This window comes from Streptococcus sp. Z556, from assembly GCF_053010225.1.
In genome coordinates this window covers 392833-419142 of record NZ_JBRKNU010000002.1, presented here as the reverse complement: position 1 = coordinate 419142, position 26310 = coordinate 392833, and the positions used below count along the sequence as shown (strand labels likewise).

28 protein-coding genes are annotated in these 26310 nt (G+C 38.1%); 24 read left to right on the top strand and 4 right to left on the bottom strand.

Annotated elements, in window-relative coordinates:
- From ACVC7S_RS04430 to ACVC7S_RS04420, 3 genes are all read left to right on the top strand, one after another.
- The coding region (locus ACVC7S_RS04430; protein ID WP_447266332.1) for an RHS repeat-associated core domain-containing protein at positions 1–1756 on the top strand (1756 nt) is incomplete at its 5' end.
- Positions 1746–2372 (top strand): hypothetical protein, encoded by a 627-nt coding sequence (locus ACVC7S_RS04425; RefSeq protein ID WP_447266331.1) that lies wholly within the window; start codon positions 1746–1748, stop codon positions 2370–2372. The genes ACVC7S_RS04430 and ACVC7S_RS04425, both read left to right, overlap by 11 nt.
- Before the next feature lie 200 nt (positions 2373–2572).
- Entirely contained in the window at positions 2573–2743 is a 171-nt protein-coding gene (locus ACVC7S_RS04420) for a hypothetical protein (RefSeq protein ID WP_447266330.1), read from the top strand.
- A 22-nt stretch (positions 2744–2765) separates the two neighbouring features.
- On the opposite strand, the gene ACVC7S_RS04415 is transcribed toward ACVC7S_RS04420, so the two are convergent.
- On the bottom strand, positions 2766–3665 hold the full coding sequence (locus tag ACVC7S_RS04415) for a tyrosine-type recombinase/integrase (RefSeq protein WP_447266329.1): 900 nt from the start codon (positions 3663–3665) through the stop codon (positions 2766–2768).
- 89 nt (positions 3666–3754) lie between these two features.
- Between ACVC7S_RS04415 and ACVC7S_RS04410 the strand changes: the two genes are divergently transcribed.
- The gene (locus ACVC7S_RS04410) at positions 3755–5137 is read left to right on the top strand and encodes an SIR2 family protein (RefSeq protein ID WP_447266328.1); all 1383 of its coding nucleotides are present in this window, start codon (positions 3755–3757) and stop codon (positions 5135–5137) included.
- 131 nt (positions 5138–5268) lie between these two features.
- Here ACVC7S_RS04410 and ACVC7S_RS04405 read toward each other — a convergent pair whose 3' ends face one another.
- Positions 5269–6045: a toll/interleukin-1 receptor domain-containing protein gene (locus ACVC7S_RS04405; RefSeq protein WP_447266327.1), complete on the bottom strand. Its 777-nt coding sequence runs from the start codon at positions 6043–6045 to the stop codon at positions 5269–5271.
- Positions 6046–6233: 188 nt separating this feature from the next.
- On the opposite strand from ACVC7S_RS04405, the gene pezA reads away from it, so the two are divergent.
- From pezA to ACVC7S_RS04385, 4 genes are all read left to right on the top strand, one after another.
- Positions 6234–6710 carry a type II toxin-antitoxin system antitoxin PezA gene (gene pezA, locus ACVC7S_RS04400; RefSeq protein WP_447266326.1) on the top strand — a complete coding sequence of 159 codons (477 nt, stop codon included), beginning with the start codon at positions 6234–6236 and terminating at the stop codon, positions 6708–6710.
- Complete coding sequence (gene pezT, locus ACVC7S_RS04395) at positions 6710–7471, top strand: type II toxin-antitoxin system toxin PezT (protein ID WP_447266325.1); 762 nt, start codon at positions 6710–6712, stop codon at positions 7469–7471. Before pezA ends, pezT begins: the two co-directional genes overlap by 1 nt.
- A 562-nt stretch (positions 7472–8033) precedes the next feature.
- Positions 8034–8915, top strand: a complete 882-nt coding sequence (locus ACVC7S_RS04390) for a hypothetical protein (RefSeq protein WP_447266324.1) — start codon at positions 8034–8036, stop codon at positions 8913–8915.
- A 2-nt stretch (positions 8916–8917) separates the two neighbouring features.
- Positions 8918–9394, top strand: a complete 477-nt coding sequence (locus ACVC7S_RS04385) for a Panacea domain-containing protein (RefSeq protein WP_447266323.1) — start codon at positions 8918–8920, stop codon at positions 9392–9394.
- A gap of 283 nt (positions 9395–9677) precedes the next feature.
- On the opposite strand, the gene guaA is transcribed toward ACVC7S_RS04385, so the two are convergent.
- Positions 9678–11240 (bottom strand): glutamine-hydrolyzing GMP synthase, encoded by a 1563-nt coding sequence (gene guaA / locus ACVC7S_RS04380; RefSeq protein WP_447266338.1) that lies wholly within the window; start codon positions 11238–11240, stop codon positions 9678–9680.
- A 140-nt stretch (positions 11241–11380) separates the two neighbouring features.
- On the opposite strand from guaA, the gene ACVC7S_RS04375 reads away from it, so the two are divergent.
- The 11 genes from ACVC7S_RS04375 (at position 11381) to ACVC7S_RS04325 (ending at position 20392) form a co-directional block, all read left to right on the top strand.
- Positions 11381–12079, top strand: a complete 699-nt coding sequence (locus ACVC7S_RS04375; RefSeq protein ID WP_049536513.1) for a GntR family transcriptional regulator — start codon at positions 11381–11383, stop codon at positions 12077–12079.
- Between the two features lie 136 nt (positions 12080–12215).
- Positions 12216–13502, top strand: a complete 1287-nt coding sequence (locus ACVC7S_RS04370; protein WP_447266322.1) for a peptidase U32 family protein — start codon at positions 12216–12218, stop codon at positions 13500–13502.
- A 14-nt stretch (positions 13503–13516) separates the two neighbouring features.
- The gene (locus tag ACVC7S_RS04365) at positions 13517–13828 is read left to right on the top strand and encodes a CHY zinc finger protein (protein ID WP_447266321.1); all 312 of its coding nucleotides are present in this window, start codon (positions 13517–13519) and stop codon (positions 13826–13828) included.
- 232 nt (positions 13829–14060) lie between these two features.
- Complete coding sequence (locus ACVC7S_RS04360; RefSeq protein ID WP_001054556.1) at positions 14061–14261, top strand: F0F1 ATP synthase subunit C; 201 nt, start codon at positions 14061–14063, stop codon at positions 14259–14261.
- A 34-nt stretch (positions 14262–14295) separates the two neighbouring features.
- Positions 14296–15012: a F0F1 ATP synthase subunit A gene (atpB, locus tag ACVC7S_RS04355; RefSeq protein ID WP_000392869.1), complete on the top strand. Its 717-nt coding sequence runs from the start codon at positions 14296–14298 to the stop codon at positions 15010–15012.
- 13 nt (positions 15013–15025) lie between these two features.
- On the top strand, positions 15026–15520 hold the full coding sequence (gene atpF / locus ACVC7S_RS04350) for a F0F1 ATP synthase subunit B (RefSeq protein ID WP_447266320.1): 495 nt from the start codon (positions 15026–15028) through the stop codon (positions 15518–15520).
- Positions 15520–16056 (top strand): F0F1 ATP synthase subunit delta, encoded by a 537-nt coding sequence (locus tag ACVC7S_RS04345; protein WP_447266319.1) that lies wholly within the window; start codon positions 15520–15522, stop codon positions 16054–16056. Before atpF ends, ACVC7S_RS04345 begins: the two co-directional genes overlap by 1 nt.
- A 14-nt stretch (positions 16057–16070) precedes the next feature.
- Positions 16071–17576 (top strand): F0F1 ATP synthase subunit alpha, encoded by a 1506-nt coding sequence (gene atpA / locus ACVC7S_RS04340; RefSeq protein WP_251464200.1) that lies wholly within the window; start codon positions 16071–16073, stop codon positions 17574–17576.
- 15 nt (positions 17577–17591) lie between these two features.
- Positions 17592–18470 (top strand): F0F1 ATP synthase subunit gamma, encoded by an 879-nt coding sequence (locus ACVC7S_RS04335; RefSeq protein WP_084849602.1) that lies wholly within the window; start codon positions 17592–17594, stop codon positions 18468–18470.
- Between the two features lie 85 nt (positions 18471–18555).
- Positions 18556–19962, top strand: coding sequence for a F0F1 ATP synthase subunit beta (gene atpD, locus ACVC7S_RS04330; RefSeq protein WP_000094372.1), 1407 nt, complete (start codon positions 18556–18558; stop codon positions 19960–19962).
- Between the two features lie 10 nt (positions 19963–19972).
- Complete coding sequence (locus tag ACVC7S_RS04325) at positions 19973–20392, top strand: F0F1 ATP synthase subunit epsilon (RefSeq protein WP_000068035.1); 420 nt, start codon at positions 19973–19975, stop codon at positions 20390–20392.
- A 35-nt stretch (positions 20393–20427) separates the two neighbouring features.
- On the opposite strand, the gene ACVC7S_RS04320 is transcribed toward ACVC7S_RS04325, so the two are convergent.
- Positions 20428–21441: a lactonase family protein gene (locus ACVC7S_RS04320; protein ID WP_447266318.1), complete on the bottom strand. Its 1014-nt coding sequence runs from the start codon at positions 21439–21441 to the stop codon at positions 20428–20430.
- A gap of 144 nt (positions 21442–21585) precedes the next feature.
- Between ACVC7S_RS04320 and ACVC7S_RS04315 the strand changes: the two genes are divergently transcribed.
- From ACVC7S_RS04315 to ACVC7S_RS04295, 5 genes are all read left to right on the top strand, one after another.
- Entirely contained in the window at positions 21586–22752 is a 1167-nt protein-coding gene (locus tag ACVC7S_RS04315; protein ID WP_447266317.1) for an AI-2E family transporter, read from the top strand.
- Positions 22742–23971, top strand: coding sequence for a tetratricopeptide repeat protein (locus tag ACVC7S_RS04310; protein WP_447266316.1), 1230 nt, complete (start codon positions 22742–22744; stop codon positions 23969–23971). The genes ACVC7S_RS04315 and ACVC7S_RS04310 overlap by 11 nt, the downstream gene beginning before the upstream one ends.
- A gap of 150 nt (positions 23972–24121) precedes the next feature.
- Positions 24122–24763 (top strand): amino acid ABC transporter permease, encoded by a 642-nt coding sequence (locus ACVC7S_RS04305; protein ID WP_447266315.1) that lies wholly within the window; start codon positions 24122–24124, stop codon positions 24761–24763.
- Between the two features lie 10 nt (positions 24764–24773).
- Complete coding sequence (locus tag ACVC7S_RS04300) at positions 24774–25403, top strand: amino acid ABC transporter ATP-binding protein (RefSeq protein WP_447266314.1); 630 nt, start codon at positions 24774–24776, stop codon at positions 25401–25403.
- Positions 25404–25418: 15 nt separating this feature from the next.
- On the top strand, positions 25419–26258 hold the full coding sequence (locus tag ACVC7S_RS04295; protein WP_447266313.1) for an amino acid ABC transporter substrate-binding protein: 840 nt from the start codon (positions 25419–25421) through the stop codon (positions 26256–26258).
- Positions 26259–26310 lie beyond the last annotated feature (52 nt).

Here is a 26310-nt window from a genome sequence, read left to right as displayed (position 1 = left end):
CTATAGCTATGGTCAGGGTCGAGCTAGCTATCTCAACAACCAAACAGGTGACAGCTATAACTACTTGACTAACCAGTCAGGCTCTGTGACAGGCTTGACCAAGGATGGACAAGCCGTCGCGTCCAGTCACTATAACCTCTATGGAGCAAGAAAGACAAGCACAGACACGACAGGGAATCCATTCGCCTATAACGGTGAAGCTCGCGACGATACCGGACTTGACTATTTACGCGCAAGGTATTATGATAGTCAGGGAGGTACTTTCTTAAGCGAGGATAGCTACCCAGGTGAGGCGACGGATCCTCTCAGCCAGAACCGCTACAGCTATGTGCAGAACAACCCCGTTAACTATACCGACCCAAGTGGGAACTTCTGGAACAGTATCAAAAAAGGCTGGAACTATGTTAAGTCAGGTCTTAATTGGGCTGGCAGACAAATTAGTAGAGGCGTTAGTTGGGCTGGCAGACAAATTAGTAGAGGCGTTAATTGGGTTGGCAGACAGATTAGTAGAGGCGTTAACTGGGTTGGCAGACAGATTGATAGAGGCATTAACTGGGTTGGTAGACAGATTGATAGAGGTGTTAACTGGGTTGGCAGACAGTGGAATAAGGTTCAAACAGCCTACAATAGTGCCAGTGACTATGTACAACAGAAATACCAACAAGCGGCAGCACAGATAGAGGCTAAGCGCCAACAAGTGGTTCGGTCTGCCTATGCGCTGGCAACAGGCTTGAGCTCTTCCCCAACCATCCGAGAAGGTATGAATCTCCTTCGAAACTGGGGTACAGCCTTGCAGAACACCTTAAAACATGTCTGTACAACAGCTGAACGAGTCAAGAATCAAGTCGTTGATTTCGTGAAAAATGTCGACTGGAAGAAGGTTGCCGTAACTGCGGGAGCTATCGGTGTCGGTATTGCTCTTACCGTAGCGACTGGAGGTCTTGGAGCCCCTGTAGCGATGGCTATCGGTGGTGCAGCCTCTGGAGCAATCATCTCAGGATATGATGCCTATAGTTCTGGTCAACGTGGTTGGGAATTGGTTGGTTCGATTGCCAAAGGAGCAGGAACAGGTGCAATCTCAGGTCTTATTGGTGGCCAATTGATGGGAGCAGGAGCTGGTCTAGCAACCAATGTGACCCAAAATATTGGCAATCAAGCAGTTCGACAAGTTGCCAAGATTGGAGTGGAATCTGCGGTTGAGACTGCGATTGACACAGGTATTGATTTGGCCACAGGAAATAAGATTACTGGCCAAACAGTCGCCATGAACTTTGCCTTTAACACCTTTACCAACGGAGCAGGTAGTGTGTCTCCTAAGAAGGCTCCTAAGGCTGATGTGGTGACGACGAAGCCTACGGATGGACGTATACCAATGACAGTAGAGAATCTCCAAATGTTTGCGGAGAAGCCTAAGGCTAAGTCTTCTGATATTGTTCAAGGAAATAAAAGCTGGGCTACAGGTACACGACCACCTAATTTATCACCAGAAGGGGCTGGAAGAAAAGGTGCTTTTAATGAGGCAAAAAGACATAGTGGGATTCCCACTAGTCAAAGTCCTGACAGGGTAGAACCGAATTTTGATAGAAGAGGTCGTAGACAGCCGGGTAGAACTTATGAATTTGATCAAATTCAAAATGGTAGAAAGAATACTATAACTATCAGAGATGATGCTGGAGAACATATTTATCTGGATGACCCGTATCAGAACAGAGGACCTCACTTTAATGATATGGAAGGGAATCACTATGATTATTAGGAAAGAAATTGATGTAAAAACTTTACCTTTTGATTTGATGACAAATCAAAGGATAAATGCTATACGTTGGGAGATTGTTGGTGACTATAGAAGAAGGGAGGAGTATTTACAACATTTGATTTCGCAATTATATGACTATTCAACTAAAAATAATTTTGATCTATACTTAGTATTAGGGGATGATTGCTTTAATGATAATAGTAGGATAATCCAATATTATAAACTTTGGAAATTGCTAAAAAACCAACACCTAGAGGTTAGGAATGCAATTTATTCTGATGAGATTATGATCACGAAGAATAATAAAGTAAAATTTTTTGGTGGAATTCAAATATTAGATAGAGAATCTGTTCCAGACATTGTTTCAATCTTGATAGCAAAACTAACAGCTCATTTATTATTGTTACCAGAGGGACTTAAAATTACAACTTTTTTACAGTCAGGTTTTTCAAAGACAATAGCTGAAAATAGCGAGTATATTGAGAATGTGGTCAGTAGTGGTGGAATAGTGTTATTCCGTGAAGGATACTTTGACGATAGGAACACAGGTTTTATAGGATTTGGAAGATTGCCCTTAATTACTAAAGATTTATTCGGAAAATCTGAAATAGATTAAATATCATTTCATTGAATATGGATATTCTCGACTATTAATTAACATTAAAAAATCTCTTGAAGAATTTCTTCAGGAGATTTTACTTATGGCTCACTATAAAGTTTACTTCTAGCTGACTATATTGATACCAACATCGCTTCTGAGAAGAACTCAGAAAAGCTAGCTACCTCAACAACCAAACAGATCACAGCTACAACTACTTGACTAACCAATCAGACTCTGTGACAGGCTTGACCAAGGATGGACAAGCCGTCGCCTCAACTAGCTATCATCTCTATGGAGCAAGAAAGACAAGGACAGACACGATAGGTCATCCCTTTGCCTATAACGGCGAAGCTCGCGACGATACTGGACTTGACTATTCAAGATAGGGTTACCTCTATGAAGGTATCCCTATTTTTTTGACTGTGAATGAATTGAAGTGATGGGATTACACAGAGTTAGAATTTCTTTTTGCTTTGACTGAGATACATGAGTATAGATTTGTGTGACTGAGATAGAACTATGTCCAAGAATTTGTTGAATGTATCGAATATCTACATCATTATCTAGAAGCATTGTTGCGAAACTATGTCTAAACATATGGGGGGTAATAGGTGTAGTTAAGTTATGTTGTTTAACAAGGGTATTTAGAATTAAACGTACACTTTGCTCTGACAATGGTTTGAAAGAATATTTTCCAGAGAATAGGTAGTCACTGGATTGAAAGCAGTAGTTATTTATATATGTTTCTAGTAAGCTAAATGTTATTTGATCTCCTAAAAATAGGATACGTTCTTTCTTACCTTTTCCCATAATATGGAGAGTCCTATTTGAAAGATTAATATTTTTAAGATGAATATGACAAAGTTCGGAAATCCTAATACCAGTTGAAAGCAATAGGGAAATGATCAGCAAATTTCTTTCAGCTTTTTGTTTTTGATATTTAGTTTTTGAACAGGCAACTTTCTGTTCTAGATGTGAAAAAATACTTTTCAAAATATCATAAGGAATCGTTTTAGGTAATATTTTTTCCGTTCTAAATTGAAAACGTAATTGATTAAAAGGATTCTCATCAACTAAATTATGAAATTTTAAGTAGCTGTAAAACACCTTCAAACTAGCAATTTTGCGACGTAATGTATTAGATTTAATATTGGATTTCGTCAAATGTTCAACATAGGTTTCCACACTGCTGTAATTTGAATTGTAAAATTGCAAAAGATCATTTTTGTAGGCTCGAATCGTATGTGAACTTAAGCGTCTATGAGTTTCGCAGTGGTCTAAGAAAGTAGAAATAAGTGTATAATCCATGAATAACTCCTTTATCAATAATCATGCTATTATAAACTTATTTGGATGCTTTGTATAGTGATAATAAATTGTTATCGGTAGGAGAAAAAATGAACTTTACTGACTATAAAAGTGAAATAGCTAATATTGTGGATAAATTAAGAAAAAATCAAATAGCTGTATTTTGTGGAGCAGGAGCCACATATGATTTCACAGGTAAATCGTGGAAAGATTTATTCGAATCAGAATTTGAAATTAACGATAAAGAAGAAACAAATTTTTATAAGTTTGCCCAGTTTTACGAACTCCATATGAGTAGATCTTATTTAGAAACCAATATTTCAAACGCCTTCTCCAAAAAAGTTACAACAACAAATTATTCAAAACATATTAAAGCATTATTGCAATTACCAATAACTGAATTTTGGACTACCAATTTTGATACCGTCATCGAATCTATGATTGAAAACGAGACACAGTTGATTCCGTCAGTTATCTACAATAGTGAAAATTTAGTAAAAATAAATGAAAATAAAAAATACAAAGTCTTTAAAATGAATGGATCTTTGACAGATACAAAATCCATGGTTATTACAGAAAATGACTATAATAAGTATTTAGTTGAGCAACAAGTATTATTTGAACAGCTAAAACGTGAACTAATACTAAATTCGTTTATTTTTATAGGTTATAGCTTTTCTGATAACTTAGTATTGAATTGTTTATCTGAGATAAAAAGAAGTCTTCCACATTTGAATAATTTCCATTATCGTGTAGCTGTTAAAGATACTGAACATCCTGAATTTGAGAAAATTGAAAAGAGATATTTTGAAAACAGTTATAATATAAAGACTATATATGTAGATGATTTCAATGAAATTGATGATTTTCTACACCATTTACATCAGCTTTATAAAGAAAAAAATATTTTTATTTCAGGATCTTTTAGAGATTTTTCTACTGAAGAAGAAAATTATGCTAATAAGCTTTGCAAGGCGCTTGTTGAGAAACTACTTGATAATGGTTATAATATTTATAGTGGAGATGGTAAGAGATTAGGTTCCTATATTATTTCCAATTCTGCAAGAAAATTAATGGGATTGAGCGAACAATATATTCATAACAAACTTACCATTATGCCATACATTGATCACACATTTAAACATAAACCTGCTAAAGACGAGGAAAGAGTATCCCTTATTGAAAAAATGATATCTAATTGTTCAACTAGTATATTTTTATATGGTCAATCTGAAGAGGGAACTCATAGTGAAGGTGTGCTTACAGAATTTCAAGTTTCGCAAGATAATGGACTCAATGTGATTCCATTAGTATCAACAGGTTTCTCAGCTGAAAAAATTTTTACTACTTTAAAGGAAAATAATCTCCCCTATTATTTGGAACGATATGAGAATAAACTAAATAGTAATGATATAGAAGACATTACTTCTACTGTTATTGAGATTCTTAAAGAAATAAATAGAAAACCCTAAGGGGTTGGGCAAAAAGTCTTTAAAACCAGAAAAACGCATAATATCAAGCCTTGAAAAACGTTGATACTATGCGTTTTATTGTGGGAGGATTTACTTCATTGTCTGCGGAAATTGACTTTTTGCCCAGCCTCTTATTTATAAAATGAATTTAGCAGTAAAAGAGATAAATTTTCTAAAATTTGTAGTTCCCTTAAATCTGTATTGATATTTAACTTTGTGAATGAATATAATTTTTCAAAGCCAAAATAATAGTAACTAGGAATTTGAGAGAAATCCTTCGTCGATTTAATATACGTATAAAGTAAATATAGTATTGTCATTTTAGAATTGTAATTACTTCTATCCATAGATAAATATAGAATAATTATTTCGGTTATATAGTTGTCTTGACAATTATTTGCATAATATTGGAATGTCTTATCGTATGTTTTCGTCAATAAATCATCTGTGATTTTTGAAACAATGTGATATGCAGTAAATATGCTTTCATCACTATTAGAAATAAATTTACATACAAATTCTAAAAGAAATTGAAAGTTTTTGGGGATTTGATTAATAGGCATATTGTAAAATATTGGGAATATAGATACCTCATTCTTTAATTTACGTTGCCATAGAATATTTAATTCTCTGTTGCAGTAATCTCCTTTTTGGAAACTTTCACTTATAATTATAACAGCATATTTAATGTTACTGCCGCCTGCTCCATTCTTTAAGTTGACATCGAATCTATTGTCACCTAAAAAAATGTCTTTTCTGTCATACCAAACCTCAAATCCAAAACTTAATAGATGATTTAATATTTTTTCGGCAATTGTCTCTCTATCCTTTATACTGAAACATAGAAAAATCACATTTAAACCTCCTACCGATAACAATTTATTATCACTAGTATACCATAGATTCATATCTCCAATATGTTTTCGATTGTAGTTTTCTTACTTTTTTATATTCTTAAAGACTTTTTGAACAGCTTCATAGTACTTTTTCTTCAATAACTAAATATGTGGAATTCTGTCTATCGGCAACAATGCACCAAAAATGGTGCATTTGTCTTTTTTGTGCTATAATAGAAATAAATAAAAGGAGGAGTTACATGATTGGAGAAAATATAAAAACGTTACGCAAAAAACATAAATTAACGCAGCCTGAGTTTGCAAAGATCATTGGTATCTCTAGAAATAGTCTGAGTCGTTATGAAAATGGGACAAGTCGAGTTTCGACAGAATTAATAGATCGTATCTGCAAGAAATTTAATGTTTCTTATATCGATATCGTAGGGGAGGAAAAAATGCTCACACCAGTAGAAGATTATCAGTTAACTCTGAAAATTGAAGTGATTAAAGAACGAGGGGCGAATATCTTAGCGCAACTTTATCGTTTTCAAGATGTACAAGGAATTGCATTTGACGATACTTCTAATCCTTGGGTACTAATGAGCGATGATCTTTCTGATTTGATTAACACGAAGATTTATCTTGTTGCAACTTTTGAGGATGTGGAGCGGTATAATGGCTATTTAGATGGCATTGAACGTATGCTAGAACTAGCTAGTCATCTAGTGGTGGCTTAATGAAACTAGAAGAATTTAGTCAAGATGATTTTGAACGAGCATCCGAACGACTCGTTCGTTCTTTAACTCGTGGAAAAACAAGCTCATCTCATCCTAAGGCTATTTTGCTCGGTGGACAGAGTGGTGCTGGTAAGACAACGATTCATCGTGTGAAACAAAGGGAATTTCAAGGCAATATCATTATCATTGATGGAGATAGTTATCGCTCTTTTCATCCGAACTACCTTGGCTTACAGGAAAAGTATGGAAAAGATAGTGTGGATTATACCAAAGTATTTGCGGGCCAAATGGTTGAATATCTAGTAGATGAATTGAGTAAACAAGGTTATCATTTGTTAATCGAGGGCACCTTGAGAACAACAGAAGTTCCTAGAAAAACGGCACAATTATTGATAACTAAAGGATATCAAGTCTCACTTGCACTAATTGCGACCAAACCAGAATTGTCCTATCTCAGTACCTTGATACGTTATGAAGAGCTCCATGCTATAGACCCTAGTCAAGCGAGAGCGACTCCCAAAGAGCACCATGATGGAATTGTAGAAGATTTAGTTGATAACTTATGGGAGTTGGAAAAGGATAAACTTTTTAATCAAATTCAAATTTTTCAAAGAGATCAATCGTGTGTTTATGATTCGGAAGTAGATCAAATCTCAGCAGCAGAAGTTTTACAAGAATGCCTCTTCGGAAAATGGAGTAAGGTGGAGGAAGAGATGTTGAAGATGGGACAGGAACGGTTGAGAGAGCTGGAGGAAAATTGATAAGTGACGAAGGGCTAATTTATGAGTGCATTAAAAAAGTAATTTATTTTTGTACCAGATTTAACTACTCATAATCTATGGGAATTGGTTGAACAGTATAAAACAGGTAAATTAAGAGACTATGAATAGGTAAAGATAACATTTTGTTTTAGAAGATACCATTCTAGCTGCGAAAGAAGGTAGGATTCAGGAATTGGTGGATAAATATTTTGGGTAGGAGAGTAGTTGATTGTAATTGAAGCATACGAAATTGTACAAAGGTTTTTCGTATTTAAAACATGAAGTGAATAGAAAAAGAGATCAAGTTAATTCTTGACCTCAAATACTAAAAAATAATTTAAGTACTTTTAATTTGTTAACTATTGTAGTAATCAGTATATAAAATAATTACTTTGTTAAGTTATTCTTTTGAGATAAAATTTCAACCCCAACAATTTATTTTATTTGCGTATAAATTCTAATCAAATTAAGTTATCTGAAAAAGATAGTATTTTATAAGATAATTATTAGATAAAAAATGATATAATGATCATTATATAGAAAGAGAGCAGTAAGAGATTAAATGATGAAATCAATAAAAATTTGGTTGAAGTCTGTGAAAGAAAAGGGAATATTAAAGTATATATTGGAGATACTTCCTTCTATTCTCCTAACCCTTTTATCGTTTGTAGTTGTTCACAACGAAATGGTTAAATATATAAACGAGAATTTTAAAATTTTTCTAATTATCATTTTAATTTTATTGCTATTTAATTATATTAGTGAGGTAAATCGTGCAGTAGAAATTAACGACATTAGTTCAGACTGTGATGATAAAATCGCGGAAAAGAATGAAAAGCTTTTAAAGCTTGGTGATGAGTTAGAACAATTAAAACAGGCTTTGCAATCTTTGCCATATGATCTATTACATGATTTTAGTGATATATTAAAATTAGAAAATTCAGAACGTATAACATTTTATTTATATAAGGAAAATAAATTTATAAATATTGCTAGACATAGTAACAATTCGCACTTTGTAAAGACCCAATTTGGTAATACTTTTGAACCAAACGATAATTATATTTCTAAGTGTTTCCATAATGAAAACGATGATTTTTTTATGAGAGTTGCACTTCCAGATCCTGATACTAATTTTGATAGGTATTGTCAAGTAATGAGCAAAGACTTTAGTAATTTTGATAAAGAGGAGCTAAAAAAAGTTACAATGAAATCACGTTGTTACTTTGGTAAAAAAATATATGGATATGATAGAAATCCAATTGGGGTTTTAATGATTGAGAGCAAAAAACCAAACTTATCAATTATGATAGATGGCTCAAAAAAATTACTAAGTAGCAAAGAAGATTATAGCTTATTAAGTGACTTGATTGATCAAAAGTTTCAATTTATTTTACAAAGTATTCATAAAAATCTTCGTCATTACTATAAAGGAGTAGAATAAACATGAGTGTTAATGAGAAATTAAGAGATATCATAAGATATATTTTAATAAAATATCCTTATCCTTTTGATTTGAATAAGACAAGATTGACTAAACTTGTGTATTTAATAGATTGGAAAACGGCTCAAAAGCAAAAAAATGTTAGTTCAGGAATAAACTGGTACTTTGATAATTATGGTCCGTATGTTCCGGATGTTATGAAAGAAGCAGTTTCTGATGAACATGTTATAATTGATGAAGGGCTTTCTAATTATGGGGGAACTAGGTACACATTCCAAATAAAAGATTTAAATCTTAATGACATAATATATTTGGATGAACAGGAGAGAGAAATTATTGACGATGTAATAGAATCTACAAAGGATTTATCATTTAATAATTTTATAAATTATATTTACAACACTCCACCGGTTATTCAGACACCTCAGTATGAATTTTTAGATTTGGTAAAGATTGCATCAGAATCAGTTAATCACTAATAATTTAATTATTTTATTCAGTAAAAAATTTAATCCATGATAAAATTGAATGTAACATTAAAATATAAATATTGTGTGTTTGATGAGTTCTAATAAATTGAAAGTTATTAAAAATAATTCTTTGGATAAAAAGAATGTAAAATTTGCTATTAAAAGCCCCATCAGATTAGTTTCTGGTGGGGCTTTTGGTGGGGAACCAACCAATTTTGATTGATTTTTAACCTTTTATAATAACCGAAAGTGCTGTTAAAACAACCATTTCACTTCAAATCATATTTATTAATCATTCCCACTCAACGGTTGCAGGTGGTTTACTTGTAATATCGTAGACGATACGGTTAACGTGGTCTACTTCGTTAACGATACGTACTGAGATCTTTTGAAGAACATCCCAAGGAATTTTGGCAAAGTCAGCTGTCATACCATCGATAGAAGTGATAGCACGGATAGCGATGGTGTAGTCGTAAGTACGTCCATCTCCCATAACACCTACTGAACGAACGCCTGTGTTGACAGTGAAATATTGCCAGATATCGCGGTCAAGACCAGCTTTAGCGATTTCTTCACGAAGGATAGCATCAGACTCACGGACAGTTTCTAGTTTTTCTTCAGTGATTTCACCCATGACACGGATGGCAAGACCTGGTCCTGGGAATGGTTGACGCCATACGATGTGGTCTGGCATACCAAGCTCTGTACCAAGGGCACGAACTTCGTCTTTATAAAGAGTGTTCAATGGTTCAATCAGTTCAAACTGCATGTCTTCTGGAAGACCACCCACGTTGTGGTGTGATTTGATGGTTTGAGCAGTATCTGTACCAGACTCAATCACGTCAGTATAAAGAGTTCCTTGAGCAAGGAATTTTACATCTTTTAGCTTACTTGCTTCGTCATCAAAGACATAAACAAACTCATTACCGATAATCTTCCGTTTTTGTTCAGGATCAGATACACCAGCAAGTTTATCAAGGAAACGTTTGGCTGCATCTGCTTTGACGATGTTCAATCCAAACTTACCACCAAGCATCTCCATAACTTGGTCTGCTTCCCCTTTACGAAGAAGACCGTGGTCTACAAAGATACAGATCAATTGATCGCCGATTGCTTTCTGGAGAAGAACGCCAACGACAGAAGAGTCAACACCACCAGATAGACCGAGAAGGACACGTTTATCACCGACTGTTTCACGTATTTTTTGAATCTGCATGTCGATGAAGTTATCCATTGACCAGTCGCCTTTTGCCTTACAGATATTAAGGGCAAAGTTGCGAAGGATATCATTTCCATAGACAGAATGGCGAACCTCTGGGTGGAATTGAATACCATAAATGTGCTTTTCTGGGTTTTCAATAGCTGCATAAGGACAGTCAGCAGAAGTACCAGTACGGACAAAGTCAGCAGGAATTTCTGTTACAGCATCGCCATGGCTCATCAAAACTATCTGTTCTTCAGGAGTCCCTTCAAAGAGGGCAGAAGGAGTGTGAGTAAGTGGGGATTGACCATACTCGCGGTTTCCAGCATCACCTGCTGGGACAACCTTACCTCCAAGTTTGTGGGTAAGAAGTTGCATACCATAGCAGATTCCCAAAATTGGAATACCAAGTTCAAAAATTTCTGGGTCAATATCAAATGAACCTTCTTCGTAAACAGAGTTTGGTCCACCTGAGAGAATGATCCCTACCGGGTTAATCGCACGAACCTCTGCTGCTGAAATCTTATGGCTTTTTAGCTCTGAAAAAACACCAATTTCACGGATACGGCGTGAAATTAGCTGGTTGTATTGGCTACCATAGTCCAGTACGATGATTTTTTCGACATCTTGCAAATCAGTTGAAATCTTGCTCATCATTTTCCTTTCTCAAAAGAAATATCTTTTTCAATATTCTATCACAAATAGGGGCGAATTACCAACTAAACAAGGCAAAGTTTGACTTTTTCTTAGCAAATACGGTACAATGGAGAAAATAAAGAAAAGAAGTGAGAATCATGTTACCAGCTTATATGAAAATCCACGATCAGATCAAGAAGGATATAGATGAGCATCATTGGAAAATCGGAGAGAGACTTCCAAGTGAGCGAGATTTAGCTGAACAGTTTCAAGTGAGCCGGATGACATTACGCCAGGCTATCTCTCTCTTAGTTGAGGAAGGAGTTTTGGAGCGTCGTGTAGGAAGTGGGACCTTTGTCTCTAGCACTCGTGTCCAAGAAAAAATGCGGGGCACCACTAGTTTTACGGAGATTGTCAAAGCCCAAGGGAAAGTTCCTTCTAGTCAGCTGATTTCCTATAGGAGAACCATTCCCAATGAGCAGGAAGTGGCAAAGCTAGGTATTTCACCAACTGAGAATATCATCCGTATGGAGCGAGTTCGGTATGCCGATCAAGTTCCACTAGTCTATGAAGTCGCATCCATTCCTGAAAAATTTATTAAGAATTTTAAAAAAGAAGAAGTAACCAGTCATTTCTTTCAGACCTTGCAAGAACATGGTTACCGAATTGGAAAATCCCAACAGACCATTTATGCGAGATTGGCTAAGGAAAAGATTGCTCACTATCTAGAAGTTGAAAAGGGGCATGCAATTTTAGCCTTGACTCAGGTTTCTTATCTCGATGATGGGACAGCTTTTGAATATGTCAAGAGTCAGTATGTGGGTGAACGTTTTGAATTTTATCTTGAAAACAACTAGTCTTAGAAGACTAGTTTTTCGTTTTTAAGAAGATTAGAATTGTCAAAACAATCTGCCTAGGCTTGATTTTATTCATTATTTACTATAAAATGAGAAGGAAAAACGTCAAACTTTTATATTGCAAATAGGAGAAAAAATGACAAAAACATTAAAACGTCCTGAGGTTCTTTCACCTGCTGGGACTTTAGAAAAACTGAAAGTAGCTGTTCAATATGGTGCGGACGCAGTCTTCATCGGTGGACAGGCCTATGGTCTTCGTAGCCGTGCTGGAAACTTTACCTTTGAGCAGATGGAAGAAGGTGTTCAGTTCGCTGCTAAGTACGGTGCCAAGGTCTATGTGGCTGCTAACATGGTTATGCACGAAGGAAATGAAGCTGGTGCAGGCGAATGGTTCCGTAAGTTGCGTGATATCGGGATTGCGGCAGTTATCGTGTCAGATCCGGCCTTGATCATGATTGCAGCAACCGAAGCACCAGGTCTTGAAATCCACCTTTCAACCCAAGCCAGTGCGACCAATTATGAAACTCTAGAGTTCTGGAAAGAACTTGGTCTAACTCGTGTGGTTTTGGCTCGTGAAGTTTCAATGGAAGAATTGGCAGAGATTCGCAAACGTACAGATGTTGAGATTGAGGCTTTTGTCCATGGAGCCATGTGTATTTCTTACTCAGGTCGCTGTACGCTATCAAACCACATGAGTATGCGTGATGCCAACCGTGGTGGTTGTTCACAGTCTTGCCGTTGGAAATACGATCTTTACGATATGCCTTTTGGTCAAGAACGTAAGAGTCTTAAAGGTGAAATCCCAGAAGAATTTTCAATGTCAGCCGTCGACATGTCCATGATTGACCATATCCCAGATATGATCGAAAACGGTGTAGACAGTCTCAAGATTGAAGGTCGTATGAAGTCTATCCACTATGTTTCAACTGTGACCAACTGTTACAAGGCGGCTGTAGATGCTTATCTTGAAAGTCCTGAGAAATTTGAAGCTATCAAACAAGACTTGGTGGACGAGATGTGGAAGGTTGCTCAACGTGAATTGGCAACAGGTTTCTACTATGGTACACCTACAGAAAACGAACAGTTATTTGGCGCTCGTCGTAAGATTCCTGAGTACAAGTTTGTCGCAGAAGTCGTTTCTTATGATAAAGCAACCCAGACAGCAACTATTCGTCAACGAAATGTCATCAATGAAGGCGACCAAGTGGAGTTTTACGGACCAGGTTTCCGACATTTTGAAACCTATATTGAGGATCTTCACGATGCAAAGGGAAATAAAATCGATCGTGCTCCAAATCCAATGGAACTCTTGACAATCAAGGTTCCACAACCTGTTCAAGCAGGTGACATGGTTCGTGCTCTAAAAGAAGGGCTCATCAACCTCTATAAGGAAGACGGGACAAGTGTTACAGTTCGTGCCTAGATAAGGAAAAGGGAATGATACAAGCTCAAGGTTTATTGGTAGATAATGAAAACAGATGTGTTCATTATCATAGTGAAAAGGATATTGTTTCACTCCAGTGTTATGAATGCAAAAAATACTACGCATGCTATCAGTGTCACAATGCTATGGAGACACATGTTTTTTCACCCTACCCCTTGGCGCTTTCTGAGGATCGACCAATCTTATGTGGGGTTTGTAAGAGGACTATGACTTTCCAAGAATACCAAAAACAGATAGCTTGTCCTTACTGCAGTGCTCCATTTAATCCAGGTTGTAAACAACACTATTCCTACTATTTTAAATAAACTGAATCTATTCAAGTTCTAAACTTGGATTTTTCAGTTTGTTTCAGAAAATATAGTAAAATCAAGAAAAACTCGCAATCTAAAATGGAAAAACTTTCTATAAAATAGTGTAAAAATAGCAAAAATAGAAATATATTATCTGAAACGCTTTCAACGTAAGTAAAAAGTTGACAAATCAAAATTTTAGGACTAAACTAAGTAAGTAAATTTAAATAAAAAAGGAGAATTTATCATGAATTTAACATTTTTCGGTCTTTGTCTTGCCTGTATGGGTGTATCCCTTGCAGAAGGTATGTTGATGAACGGTTTGTTCAAATCAGCTGCTCGCCAACCAGACATCATTCCACAATTGCGTAGTTTGATGATTATGGGGATTGCCTTTATTGAAGGAACGTTCTTGGTTACCCTCGTCTTTTCATTCGTCATCAAATAGACAAATGGAACGAGAAGAAAAGGGAGGATTCTAGATGGAAGAAAGTATCAATCCAACCATCAATATTGGTCCTGTTACCTTTGATTTAACCATGTTAGCCATGACCTTGTTGATTGTGGGAGTTGTTTTTGGCTTTATCTATTGGGCAAGTCGCAATATGACTTTGAAACCCAAAGGAAAGCAAAATGTACTTGAGTATTTCTATGACTTTGTTATTGGATTTACAGAACCTAACATTGGTAAAAGCTACATGAAAGACTACTCGCTCTTTTTCCTTTGTCTATTTCTATTTATGGTACTGGCAAATAACCTCGGTTTGATGGCGAAACTTCAAACTACAGATGGGACAAACCTTTGGACATCGCCAACTGCAAATCTCCAGTTTGACTTGGCTTTGTCATTTGGAATTATCTTGATGACCCATATTGAAGGGATTCGTCGCCGTGGGATTAAAAAATATCTAAAAGCCTATATCACACCTGGTTTTATGACTCCCATGAATATCTTAGAAGAGTTTACCAACTTTTTATCACTTGCCTTGCGGGTGTTCGGAAATATCTTTGCTGGAGAAGTGATGGCTAGTTTGCTAATCACTCTATCTCATCAAGCTCTATATTGGTATCCAGTTGCTTTTGGTGCTAACTTGGCTTGGACAGCCTTTTCTGTCTTTATTTCCTGCATCCAAGCCTATGTGTTTACCATGTTGTCTTCTATGTACCTAGGAAATAAGATAAATGATGGAGAAGAGTAGAAAGGAGTAACAGATGCACGTAACAGTAGGTGAATTAATTGGTAACTTTATTTTAATCGCTGGCTCTTTTATCCTTTTGATTGTCTTAGTTAAGAAATATGCGTGGTCAAACTTGACAAGTGTCTTCGAAGAAAGGGCAAATAAAATTGCTGCTGATATTGATGGGGCTGAACAAGCTCGTCAAAAAGCAGAAACTCTTGCCCAAAAACGCGAAGATGAGTTGGCAGGTAGCCGTACCGAAGCCAAAACAATCATTGCAAATGCTAAAGAGACTGCTGAGAAGAGTAAAGCAGATATTCTGGCAGATGCTAAAGTAGAAGCAGGTCGCTTAAAAGAGAAGGCGAATCAAGAAATCGCTCAGAATAAAGCTGAAGCTTTGCAAAGTGTTAAGGGAGAGGTGGCAGATTTGACAATTAGTCTAGCTGGTAAAATCATCTCAAAAAACCTTGACAGTCATGCTCATAAGGAACTCATTGATCAGTATATCGATCAGCTAGGAGAAGCCTAATGGACAAGAAAACAGCAAAGGTAATTGAAAAGTACAGCATACCTTTTGTCCAATTAGTGATTGAAAAAGGAGAAGAAGATCGGATTTTTTCAGACTTGGATCAAATCAAGCAAGTCGCAGAAGAAACGGGCTTACCTTCTTTTTTAGCTCAGGTGGCAGTTGATGAGTCTGATAAGGAAAAAACAGTTGGTTTCTTTCAAGACTCTGTTTCACCTTTAATGCAAAACTTTATTCAGGTTCTGATTTACAATCACAGAGCAAATCTTTTTTATGGTATCATTGTTGATTGTTTGAATCGTCTTGAAAGAGAAACCAATCAATTTGTAGTCACGATTTCTTCAGCTCATCCTTTAACGGACGAACAGAAGGAACGTCTGCTCCCATTGATAGAGAAAAAAATGTCTCTGAAAGTACGGAGCATCAAAGAACAAATTGATGAAGGACTCATTGGTGGTTTTGTCATTTTTGCTAATCACAAGACAATTGATGTGAGTATAAAACAACAACTTCGAGTTGTTAAAGAAAATTTGAAATAGAAAGTGGTGTTCTTTTGGCAATTAACGCACAAGAAATCAGCGCTTTAATTAAGCAACAAATTGAAAATTTCAAACCCAATTTTGATGTGTCTGAAACGGGTGTTGTAACCTATATCGGGGATGGAATTGCGCGTGCTCACGGTCTTGAAAATGCCATGAGTGGAGAGTTGTTGATCTTTGAAAACGGCTCTTATGGGATGGCGCAAAACTTGGAATCAACAGACGTTGGGATTATCATTCTCGGTGACTTCACGGATATCCGTGAAGGAGACACTATCCGTCGTACGGGTAAAATCATGGAAGTTCCTGTCGGTGATAACTTGATTGGACGTGTTGTGGACCCACTTGGTCGTCCCGTTGATGGTCTCGGAGAAATCCATACTGACAAGACTCGTCCAGTAGAAGCACCAGCTCCTGGTGTTATGGAGCGTAAGTCTGTATCAGAACCATTGCAAACAGGTTTGAAAGCTATTGACGCCCTTGTACCGATTGGTCGTGGTCAGCGTGAGCTGATCATCGGTGACCGTCAGACAGGGAAAACAACCATTGCAATCGATACCATCTTGAACCAAAAAGGTCAAGATATGATTTGTATCTATGTAGCCATTGGTCAAAAAGAATCAACAGTTCGTACACAAGTAGAAACACTTCGTCAGTACGGTGCCTTGGATTACACCATCGTTGTGACAGCCTCAGCTTCACAACCTTCTCCATTACTCTTCCTAGCTCCTTATGCTGGTGTTGCTATGGCTGAAGAGTTTATGTACCAAGGGAAGCATGTTTTGATTGTATATGATGATCTTTCAAAACAAGCGGTAGCTTACCGTGAACTTTCTCTCTTGCTTCGTCGTCCACCAGGTCGTGAAGCCTTCCCAGGGGATGTTTTCTACCTCCACAGCCGTTTGCTTGAGCGCTCAGCTAAAGTTTCTGACGAGCTTGGTGGTGGATCAATCACAGCCCTACCATTTATTGAGACGCAAGCAGGAGATATCTCTGCCTATATCGCAACCAACGTGATTTCAATCACAGATGGACAAATCTTCCTTGGAGACGGTCTCTTTAATGCAGGTATTCGCCCAGCTATTGATGCGGGTTCATCTGTATCACGTGTAGGTGGTTCCGCTCAGATTAAAGCCATGAAGAAGGTTGCTGGTACTCTTCGTATCGACCTTGCTTCATATCGTGAGTTAGAAGCCTTCACTAAGTTTGGTTCTGACTTGGATGCGGCTACTCAAGCTAAGTTGAATCGTGGTCGTCGTACGGTAGAAGTATTGAAACAACCTGTTCACAAGCCTTTGCCTGTTGAGAAACAAGTGACGATCCTGTATGCTTTGACACACGGATTCTTGGATACAGTTCCAGTGAATGATATTGTTCGTTTTGAGGAAGAGTTCCATGCATTCTTTGATGCACAACATCCAGAGATTTTGGAAACCATTCGTGAAACAAAAGACTTGCCAGAAGAAGCAGTCTTGGATGCTGCGATTACCGAGTTTCTCAATCAATCCAGCTTCCAATAAGAATAGAGGTGTCAGATGGCAGTATCTCTAAATGATATTAAAACAAAAATCGCCTCAACCAAGAATACTAGTCAAATCACCAATGCCATGCAAATGGTATCAGCTGCTAAGTTAGGTCGCTCTGAAGAAGCAGCCCGAAACTTTCAAATATACTCTCAAAAGGTTCGTAAACTCTTGACAGATATCCTTCACGGAAATGGAGCTGGTGGTTCAAACAATCCTATGTTGATTAGTCGTCCAGTTAAAAAGACAGGCTATATTGTCATCACTTCGGATCGTGGTTTGGTTGGAGGTTACAATGCTTCCATCCTTAAAACTGTTATGGAGTTGAAAGAAGAATATCATCCAAATGGAGATGACTTTGAAGTCATTTGTATTGGTGGTATGGGAGCTGACTTTTTCAAGGCTCGTGGCATTCAACCAATCTATGAATTACGAGGCTTGGCTGACCAACCTAGCTTTGATGAAGTTCGTAAAATTATTTCAAAAACGATTGAAATGTATCAAAATGAACTTTTTGACGAACTCTATGTCTGCTACAATCACCACGTTAATACGCTCACCAGCCAAATGCGTGTGGAGCAAATGCTTCCGATTGTAGACCTCGATCCGAACGAAGCAGACGAGGAGTATAGCTTGACATTTGAGTTGGAAACAAGCCGAGAAGAAATTTTGGAGCAATTGTTGCCACAGTATGCTGAAAGTATGATTTACGGGGCTATTATCGATGCCAAGACAGCTGAAAATGCCGCAGGTATGACAGCTATGCAGACAGCGACTGATAATGCCAAGAAAGTTATCAATGATTTGACCATCCAGTATAACCGTGCCAGACAGGCGGCGATTACACAAGAAATTACAGAAATTGTAGCAGGTGCTAGCGCCTTAGAATAAGGCTTTACCCTGTAGGTATCAAAATGAACTTAGGACCTAGATAAACTAGGAACCGATAGTATCTTATATAGAATAGGAGAAGGAGATGAGTTCAGGTAAAATTGCTCAGGTTATCGGACCCGTTGTAGACGTCTTGTTTGCAGCAGGGGAAACACTTCCTGAGATTAACAATGCACTTGTCGTCTACAAAAATGACGAAAGAAAAACAAAAATCGTCCTTGAAGTAGCCTTGGAGTTGGGAGATGGTATGGTCCGTACGATCGCCATGGAATCAACTGATGGTTTGACTCGTGGAATGGAAGTTTTGGACACAGGTCGTCCAATCTCGGTTCCAGTAGGTAAAGAAACTTTGGGACGTGTCTTCAATGTTTTGGGAGATACCATTGACTTGGATGCTCCTTTTGCTGAAGACGCTGAGCGTCAGCCAATTCATAAAAAAGCTCCAACTTTTGATGAATTGTCTACCTCATCTGAAATCTTGGAAACAGGGATTAAGGTTATCGACCTTCTTGCCCCTTACCTTAAAGGGGGGAAAGTCGGACTCTTCGGTGGTGCCGGAGTTGGTAAAACCGTCTTAATCCAAGAATTGATTCACAACATTGCCCAAGAACATGGTGGTATTTCAGTATTTACCGGTGTTGGGGAACGTACTCGTGAAGGGAACGACCTCTACTGGGAAATGAAAGAATCAGGCGTTATCGAGAAAACAGCCATGGTATTTGGTCAGATGAATGAGCCACCAGGAGCCCGTATGCGTGTTGCCCTTACTGGTTTGACCATCGCCGAATACTTCCGTGATGTAGAAGGCCAAGATGTGCTTCTCTTTATTGACAATATTTTCCGTTTCACTCAGGCTGGTTCAGAAGTATCTGCCCTTTTGGGTCGGATGCCGTCAGCCGTTGGTTACCAACCAACACTTGCAACGGAGATGGGTCAATTGCAAGAGCGTATCACGTCAACTAAGAAGGGTTCTGTAACCTCAATCCAGGCTATCTACGTGCCTGCGGATGACTATACTGACCCTGCGCCAGCAACAGCCTTCGCTCACTTGGATTCAACGACTAACTTGGAACGTAAGTTGGTACAGTTGGGGATCTATCCAGCCGTTGACCCACTTGCTTCAAGCTCTCGTGCCTTGGCACCTGAGATTGTTGGTGAGGAGCACTATGCAGTTGCTGCTGAAGTCAAACGTGTCCTTCAACGTTACCATGAATTGCAAGATATCATTGCTATCCTTGGTATGGATGAACTTTCTGATGAAGAAAAGACCTTGGTTGCACGTGCCCGTCGTATCCAGTTCTTCTTGTCACAAAACTTCAACGTTGCAGAACAATTTACTGGTCAACCTGGTTCTTATGTGCCAGTAGCGGAAACAGTTCGTGGCTTTAAGGAAATCCTTGAAGGAAAACACGACCAGTTACCAGAAGATGCCTTCCGTGGTGTCGGTTCAATCGAAGACGTCATTGCTAAGGCAGAGAAAATGGGATTTTAAGAGGTGACCTATGGCTCAGTTAACTGTCCAGATCGTGACACCAGATGGCCTCGTCTATGATCACCATGCCAGCTTTGTATCGGTTCGAACTCTGGATGGTGAGATGGGGATCTTGCCACGACATGAAAATATGATTGCGGTTTTAGCGGTTGATGAAGTAAAGGTAAAGCGAATCGATGATGATACTCATGTAAACTGGATTGCAGTGAACGGAGGGATTATCGAGATTGCCAATGACATCATTACCATTGTAGCCGACTCAGCAGAGCGTGCTCGTGATATCGATATCAGTCGTGCGGAACGTGCCAAACTTCGCGCCGAACGAGAAATCGAAGAAGCCCATGAAAAGCACTTAATAGACCAAGAACGACGTGCTAAGATTGCTCTTCAACGTGCCATTAACCGTATTAATGTTAGAAATAAACTATAAAAAATGAACTTGAAACTCAAGTTCATTTTTTTATCTTAGTTAGAAAAACTGATGCAAACTCCTTCTGGGACATGGAAGTCGTTAGAAAGCTCTGCAAGACGACCAGTTTCAGGATTGCGCTTAAAGATCGTTGCATTATCAGAATCTTGGTGAACAGCAATCAAAAATTCCTGATCAGGTGTGATATCAAAATCACGTGGTGTTTTACCGTGACTTGGAACAATCTCTAATAATTCCAAACTACCATCAGCGAGGATTGTATAGACTGCAATGGAATCATGACCTCGGTTGGAAGCATAGAGGTATTTACCATCTTTTGAAAGACGTATAGCAGCAGTACCGTTAAAGCCCCTATACCCGTCCGGCAAGGTTGAAATAACTTGCATGCGTTCAAATTCACCAACACCATCATAAATCAAGACCTCAATAGTGCTATTCAGTTCGCAGATGAGATAGGCAATCTTATAGTGGTGGTGGAAAACGATGTGGCGTGCACCTGCTCCAGCTTGGCTGTGATAAGTATAGAGTTTATTTAGTTTTCCTTCTGGACTAACATCATAGGTTGTTACCTCATCTGTTCCTAGATCACAGGTGACGAGGTACTGGTCAGGTGTTAGGTCTGTATAGTGTACATGTGGGGAAGTTTGGTTTTCATGAGGACCTTGTCCGCTATGCTGATCTAGATCCGTTTGGATGAGCCTACCATCCGCTTGACGTTTATAAACTAGAACCTGACCTTTATGGTAGTTGGCACCGTACACGAGACTACGCTTTTCATCCACTGCCACATAACAATGAGGAGCGCCATCTTCAACTACATGGTTTAACAAAGTGCCATCGGTCTTGTAAGCAGCGATGCCACCTAAGCCATCCTGACTTCCTACGGTGTATAAGTGTTGTTTCTGGTCAAAGGCAAGGTAGGTCGGACTGGGTTCAGCAGCAAAAAGTTCAAGGTTTGTAAGCTGACCTGTTTCTGTATCAAAGTCTGCCTTGTATATCCCTTTAGATAAGCGACGAGTGTAAGTTCCAAAATAAACAGTTTCTTTCATGTCCATACCTCTTAATAATGATAAGTTCATTATACCACAAAATAACTGCCATGATGCATCAGTCTTCTTTATGTAAGCACTTTAAAAAAGAGTTATTTTAGATTAAAAATGGTATAATGAGAGAATGACAGAAAGGATGTATTTATGGAACATAAAGAGAAACATTTTAGCCTATCTTGGTTCTTCAAGTGGTTTTTAGATAACAAAGCTATCACCGTATTTTTAGTAACCTTGTTACTGGGGCTGAACATTTTCATTCTAAGTAAGATTAGTTTTATTTTTTTACCCGTTTTAGACTTTTTAGGGGTTGTCATGTTGCCAGTTATTTTATCTGGTTTACTTTATTACCTCCTCAATCCGATTGTTGACTGGATGGAGAATCACAAAATTAATCGTGTGCTTGCTATCAGTATTGTTTTTGTCATTATTGGAATTTTTATCATTTGGGGGCTGGCAGTCGCTATTCCAAATCTTCAACGCCAGGTCTTAAATTTTGCAAAGAATGTGCCTAGCTACCTCGAAGATGCTGACCGTGTTATCAATGATCTTGTAACCAAACGCTTGCCAGATGATTTTAGACCGCAGTTAGAGCAAGTACTTGCAAATGTTTCTAGTGAAGCAACCATGTGGGCCAGCAAAATCTCTTCTCAAGCTGTTAACTGGGTCAGTTCTTTTATCAGCGGAGCTTCTCAGGTTATTGTAGCGGTTATTATCGTACCCTTCATGCTCTTTTATCTCTTGCGCGATGGGAAAGGCTTGCGAGATTACCTGACTAAATTCATCCCAAACAAGTTAAAAGAACCTGTGGGTGAAGTCCTATCAGATGTCAATAAACAGCTGTCAAACTATGTTAGAGGACAGGTTACAGTAGCTATTATTGTAGCCATCATGTTTATTATCTTCTTTAAGATTATCGGTCTACGCTACGCTGTCACTCTAGGTGTAACGGCAGGTATTCTAAATCTAGTCCCTTATCTAGGTAGTTTTCTCGCCATGCTGCCTGCCCTTGTTTTAGGTTTAATAGCAGGACCTGTCATGCTATTGAAAGTTGTGATAGTCTTTATCGTAGAACAAACGATTGAAGGGCGCTTCGTTTCACCCCTTATTTTAGGGAGTCAGCTAAACATCCATCCCATCAATGTTCTCTTTGTTCTCCTAACTTCAGGTTCTATGTTTGGTATTTGGGGAGTCTTGCTGGGAATTCCTGTCTATGCTTCTGCCAAGGTAGTTATTTCTGCTGTCTTTAACTGGTACAAAAAGGTCAGCGGTTTGTATGAAGAAGAAGGGGAGGAAATCAAGAGTGAACAATAGTCAACGCATGCTCCAGGCTTTGGATGAACAGGATTTAACCAAGGCGGATCAGTATTTTCGTAAAGCACTTGAAACTGATTCGACCGAAGTTCTCTATGAATTAGCAAATTATCTTGAGGGAATTGGCTTTTATCCACAAGTCAAGGAAATCTATCTAAAAATTGTGACAGAATTTCCAGAAGTGAATCTGAACCTAGCAAGCATTGCTAGCGAGGATGGCAATGTTGAGGAAGCCTTTGCCTATCTGGAAGAAATCACACCAGATAGTGATTGGTATGTATCGGCTTTGGTATTGAAAGCAGACCTCTATCAGCTGGAAGGTTTGACGGATGTAGCACGCGAAAAGTTACTGGAAGCCTTAAATTACTCAGATGATGCCTTATTAGTTTTTGGTTTGGCTGAGTTGGATAGTGAGTTAGGAAACTATCAGGAAGCCATTCAAGGCTACGCTCAGTTGGACAACCGCTATATTTACGAACAAACGGGCGTATCAACCTACCAACGAATCGGCTTCGCATATGCTCAGTTAGGCAAGTTTGAAGCCGCTACAGAATTTTTAGAAAAGGCTCTAGAGTTAGAATACGATGATCAAACTGCTTTTGAACTGGCCAGTCTTTACTTTGACCAAGAAGAGTATCAAAAATCTGTTCTTTGCTTTAAGCAGATTGATACCATTTCACCTGATTTTGAAGGATATGAGTATGGTTATAGTCAAGCCTTGCATAAGGAACATCAGGTGGAGGAAGCCCTTCGTATCGTTAAACAGGGTTTGGAGAAAAATCCATTTGAAACTCGGCTCTTGTTAGCGGCTTCTCAGTTTTCTTATGAATTACATGATGCTAAGGCAGCGGAGGACTTTCTCCTTACTGCAAAAGAAGATGCAGAAGATCTTGAGGAGATTTTCCTTCGACTCGCAACCATTTATATGGAACAAGAGCGATTTGAGGATATTATTGCTCTTCAAAGTCAAGAACCTGAAAATCTCCTTACTAAGTGGATGATTGCCCGTTCTTACCAGGAAATCGAGGATTTAGATAAGGCTTATGAGTTCTATCAAGAATTGTCATCTGACCTCAAGGACAATCCAGAGTTTTTAGAGCAATATACTTATCTTTTGCGTGAATTGGGTTATTTCGAAGAAGCTAAGATGCAAGCAGAAGCATATTTAAAACTGATTCCAGATGATGTTCAGATGCAAGAACTCATAGAAACGCTTTAAAAATTCCCTATAATATAAAACTGTATCTCATCACTTTGGATAGATACAGTTTTATATTTTCTGAAAACAATAGAGTTTTTCATATATTTTCTCTTGCTAAATTGTTTATTTATGCTATAATAAGAATAATTATTTTTTAGGAGGTGTAGTATGTCTTATATATTCGAGATTTTACCAAGTTTATTGAACGGTGCAAGTATGACTCTTCAAGTCTTTGCTCTGGTCTTAATCTTTTCAATTCCTTTAGGGATTATCATCGCTTTTGCCTTGCAAATCCATTGGAAACCCCTCCATTATCTGATTAATATCTATATATGGGTGATGCGAGGCACTCCCTTGCTTTTGCAATTAATCTTTATTTACTATGTGCTCCCTAGTATTGGGATACGTTTAGATCGTTTGCCTGCTGCTGTGATTGCTTTTGTATTAAACTATGCAGCCTACTTTGCAGAAATCTTTCGTGGTGGGATCGAAACCATTCCAAAAGGGCAGTATGAAGCCGCAAAAGTGTTAAAATTTAGCCCCTTTGACACAGTTCACTACATCATCCTTCCTCAGGTTACAAAGATTGTCTTACCGAGTGTTTTTAATGAAATCATGAGTTTGGTCAAGGATACTTCATTGGTTTATGCCCTTGGGATTTCAGATTTGATTTTGGCTAGTCGGACAGCAGCTAATCGTGATGCTAGTCTTGTTCCTATGTTTTTAGCTGGAGCGATATATTTGATCATGATTGGTCTTGTGACCATCGTAGCGAAAAAACTTGAGAAGAAGTACAGTTATTACAGATAGGAGGATTGCTATGTTAGAATTACGAAACATCAACAAGGCCTTTGGTGGCAAACAAATCTTAACCAATTTCAGCCTATCAATTCCTGAAAAGCAAATCCTCGCAATCGTAGGTCCATCAGGAGGCGGAAAGACAACCCTATTACGTATGCTAGCTGGACTGGAAACCATCGATTCTGGGGAAATCTACTATAACGGCGAATCGCTAGCTATAGACGAACTAGAAAAGCGCAACCTACTAGGATTTGTCTTCCAAGATTTTCAACTTTTTCCGCATTTGTCAGTTCTATATAACTTAACTCTGTCGCCTATAAAAACAATGAATATGGAGAAGGAAGTTGCTGAGAAGAAGGCGCGTGGTTTGTTAGAACAACTTGGGTTAGATGGGCATGCAGATGCCTTCCCTTTCTCACTTTCAGGTGGGCAAAAACAGCGTGTTGCTTTAGCGCGTGCCATGATGATTGAACCTGAAATTATCGGATATGATGAGCCGACATCAGCTTTAGATCCTGAGCTACGATTAGAAGTGGAAAAACTTATCCTTCAAAATAAAGAGCGTGGCATGACCCAGATTGTTGTAACCCACGATCTTCAGTTTGCGGAAAACATTGCTGATCAGATCCTTAAGGTTGATCCAAAGTAGGACTAGGAGGTGCCTATGAAGAGAAAGAAAATTGCTCTTGTATTTGCTCTGTTCTTTAGCTTCTTCCTGGTTGCTTGTACGCAAAAGGTCAGTGATCCGAAGCAGGATAATTGGGCCAAATATCAAAAGCAGGGTAGCATTACTATTGGCTTTGACAATACCTTTGTTCCCATGGGATTTGAGGAAAAGAACGGCCAATATGCGGGCTTTGATATTGACCTAGCCCAAGCTGTTTCTGAGAAGCTAGGAATTCAGATTAAATTTCAACCCATCGACTGGGATATGAAAGAAACCGAACTACAAAACGGTACCATTGATGCCATCTGGAATGGTTATACAGCTACCGATGAACGGAAAGAGAAGGTTTCTTTTACCATCCCTTACATGGAAAATCAACAAGTTTTGGTCTCTAAAAAGTCTCAAAATGTCCACTCAATTCAGGATATGACTGACAAAACTTTAGGGGCCCAGGCAGGATCTTCTGGCTATTTAAATTTTGAACGACAACCAGAACTACTCAAGAATCGAGTGAAAGACCAGAAAGCCAATCAATACCAAAGTTTCAATGAAGCCTTGATTGATTTGAAAAATGATCGAACTGATGCCTTGTTGATTGACCGTGTCTATGCCAATTACTACCTTCAGTCTGAAGGGATATTAAATGACTACAATGTCTTTTCAGCTGGATTTGAAAGTGAGTCTTTTGCAGTTGGTGTTAGACCTGCTGATAAAACTTTACTAGCTGCATTGAACCAAGCCTTTATCTCACTATACCAAGAAGGAAAGTTCCAGGAAATTAGTAAAAAATGGTTTGGAGAAGATGTAGCCACCAGTCAAGTTAAAAATCAAGAATAAGAAAAGAGATTGAGTTTTTCCTCAGTCTCTTTTTACATCGAAAAATCCTCTG

Excerpts from the sequence above, each read along its gene's own strand:
- ACVC7S_RS04335 (WP_084849602.1), top strand. The coding sequence starts at position 17,592 with ATGGCAGTATCTCTAAATGATATTAAAACAAAAATCGCCTCAACCAAG.
- ACVC7S_RS04365 (WP_447266321.1), top strand. The coding sequence starts at position 13,517 with ATGATACAAGCTCAAGGTTTATTGGTAGATAATGAAAACAGATGTGTT.
- ACVC7S_RS04295 (WP_447266313.1), top strand. The coding sequence starts at position 25,419 with ATGAAGAGAAAGAAAATTGCTCTTGTATTTGCTCTGTTCTTTAGCTTC.
- ACVC7S_RS04345 (WP_447266319.1), top strand. The coding sequence starts at position 15,520 with ATGGACAAGAAAACAGCAAAGGTAATTGAAAAGTACAGCATACCTTTT.
- atpD (WP_000094372.1), top strand. The coding sequence starts at position 18,556 with ATGAGTTCAGGTAAAATTGCTCAGGTTATCGGACCCGTTGTAGACGTC.
- guaA (WP_447266338.1), bottom strand. The coding sequence starts at position 11,240 with ATGAGCAAGATTTCAACTGATTTGCAAGATGTCGAAAAAATCATCGTA.
- atpF (WP_447266320.1), top strand. The coding sequence starts at position 15,026 with ATGCACGTAACAGTAGGTGAATTAATTGGTAACTTTATTTTAATCGCT.
- ACVC7S_RS04375 (WP_049536513.1), top strand. The coding sequence starts at position 11,381 with ATGTTACCAGCTTATATGAAAATCCACGATCAGATCAAGAAGGATATA.
- ACVC7S_RS04405 (WP_447266327.1), bottom strand. The coding sequence starts at position 6,045 with ATGAATCTATGGTATACTAGTGATAATAAATTGTTATCGGTAGGAGGT.
- ACVC7S_RS04410 (WP_447266328.1), top strand. The coding sequence starts at position 3,755 with ATGAACTTTACTGACTATAAAAGTGAAATAGCTAATATTGTGGATAAA.
- atpB (WP_000392869.1), top strand. The coding sequence starts at position 14,296 with ATGGAAGAAAGTATCAATCCAACCATCAATATTGGTCCTGTTACCTTT.
- ACVC7S_RS04305 (WP_447266315.1), top strand. The coding sequence starts at position 24,122 with ATGTCTTATATATTCGAGATTTTACCAAGTTTATTGAACGGTGCAAGT.
- ACVC7S_RS04425 (WP_447266331.1), top strand. The coding sequence starts at position 1,746 with ATGATTATTAGGAAAGAAATTGATGTAAAAACTTTACCTTTTGATTTG.
- ACVC7S_RS04320 (WP_447266318.1), bottom strand. The coding sequence starts at position 21,441 with ATGAAAGAAACTGTTTATTTTGGAACTTACACTCGTCGCTTATCTAAA.
- ACVC7S_RS04390 (WP_447266324.1), top strand. The coding sequence starts at position 8,034 with ATGATGAAATCAATAAAAATTTGGTTGAAGTCTGTGAAAGAAAAGGGA.
- ACVC7S_RS04315 (WP_447266317.1), top strand. The coding sequence starts at position 21,586 with ATGGAACATAAAGAGAAACATTTTAGCCTATCTTGGTTCTTCAAGTGG.
- ACVC7S_RS04360 (WP_001054556.1), top strand. The coding sequence starts at position 14,061 with ATGAATTTAACATTTTTCGGTCTTTGTCTTGCCTGTATGGGTGTATCC.
- pezA (WP_447266326.1), top strand. The coding sequence starts at position 6,234 with ATGATTGGAGAAAATATAAAAACGTTACGCAAAAAACATAAATTAACG.
- ACVC7S_RS04370 (WP_447266322.1), top strand. The coding sequence starts at position 12,216 with ATGACAAAAACATTAAAACGTCCTGAGGTTCTTTCACCTGCTGGGACT.
- ACVC7S_RS04300 (WP_447266314.1), top strand. The coding sequence starts at position 24,774 with ATGTTAGAATTACGAAACATCAACAAGGCCTTTGGTGGCAAACAAATC.
- ACVC7S_RS04385 (WP_447266323.1), top strand. The coding sequence starts at position 8,918 with ATGAGTGTTAATGAGAAATTAAGAGATATCATAAGATATATTTTAATA.
- ACVC7S_RS04325 (WP_000068035.1), top strand. The coding sequence starts at position 19,973 with ATGGCTCAGTTAACTGTCCAGATCGTGACACCAGATGGCCTCGTCTAT.
- ACVC7S_RS04415 (WP_447266329.1), bottom strand. The coding sequence starts at position 3,665 with ATGGATTATACACTTATTTCTACTTTCTTAGACCACTGCGAAACTCAT.
- pezT (WP_447266325.1), top strand. The coding sequence starts at position 6,710 with ATGAAACTAGAAGAATTTAGTCAAGATGATTTTGAACGAGCATCCGAA.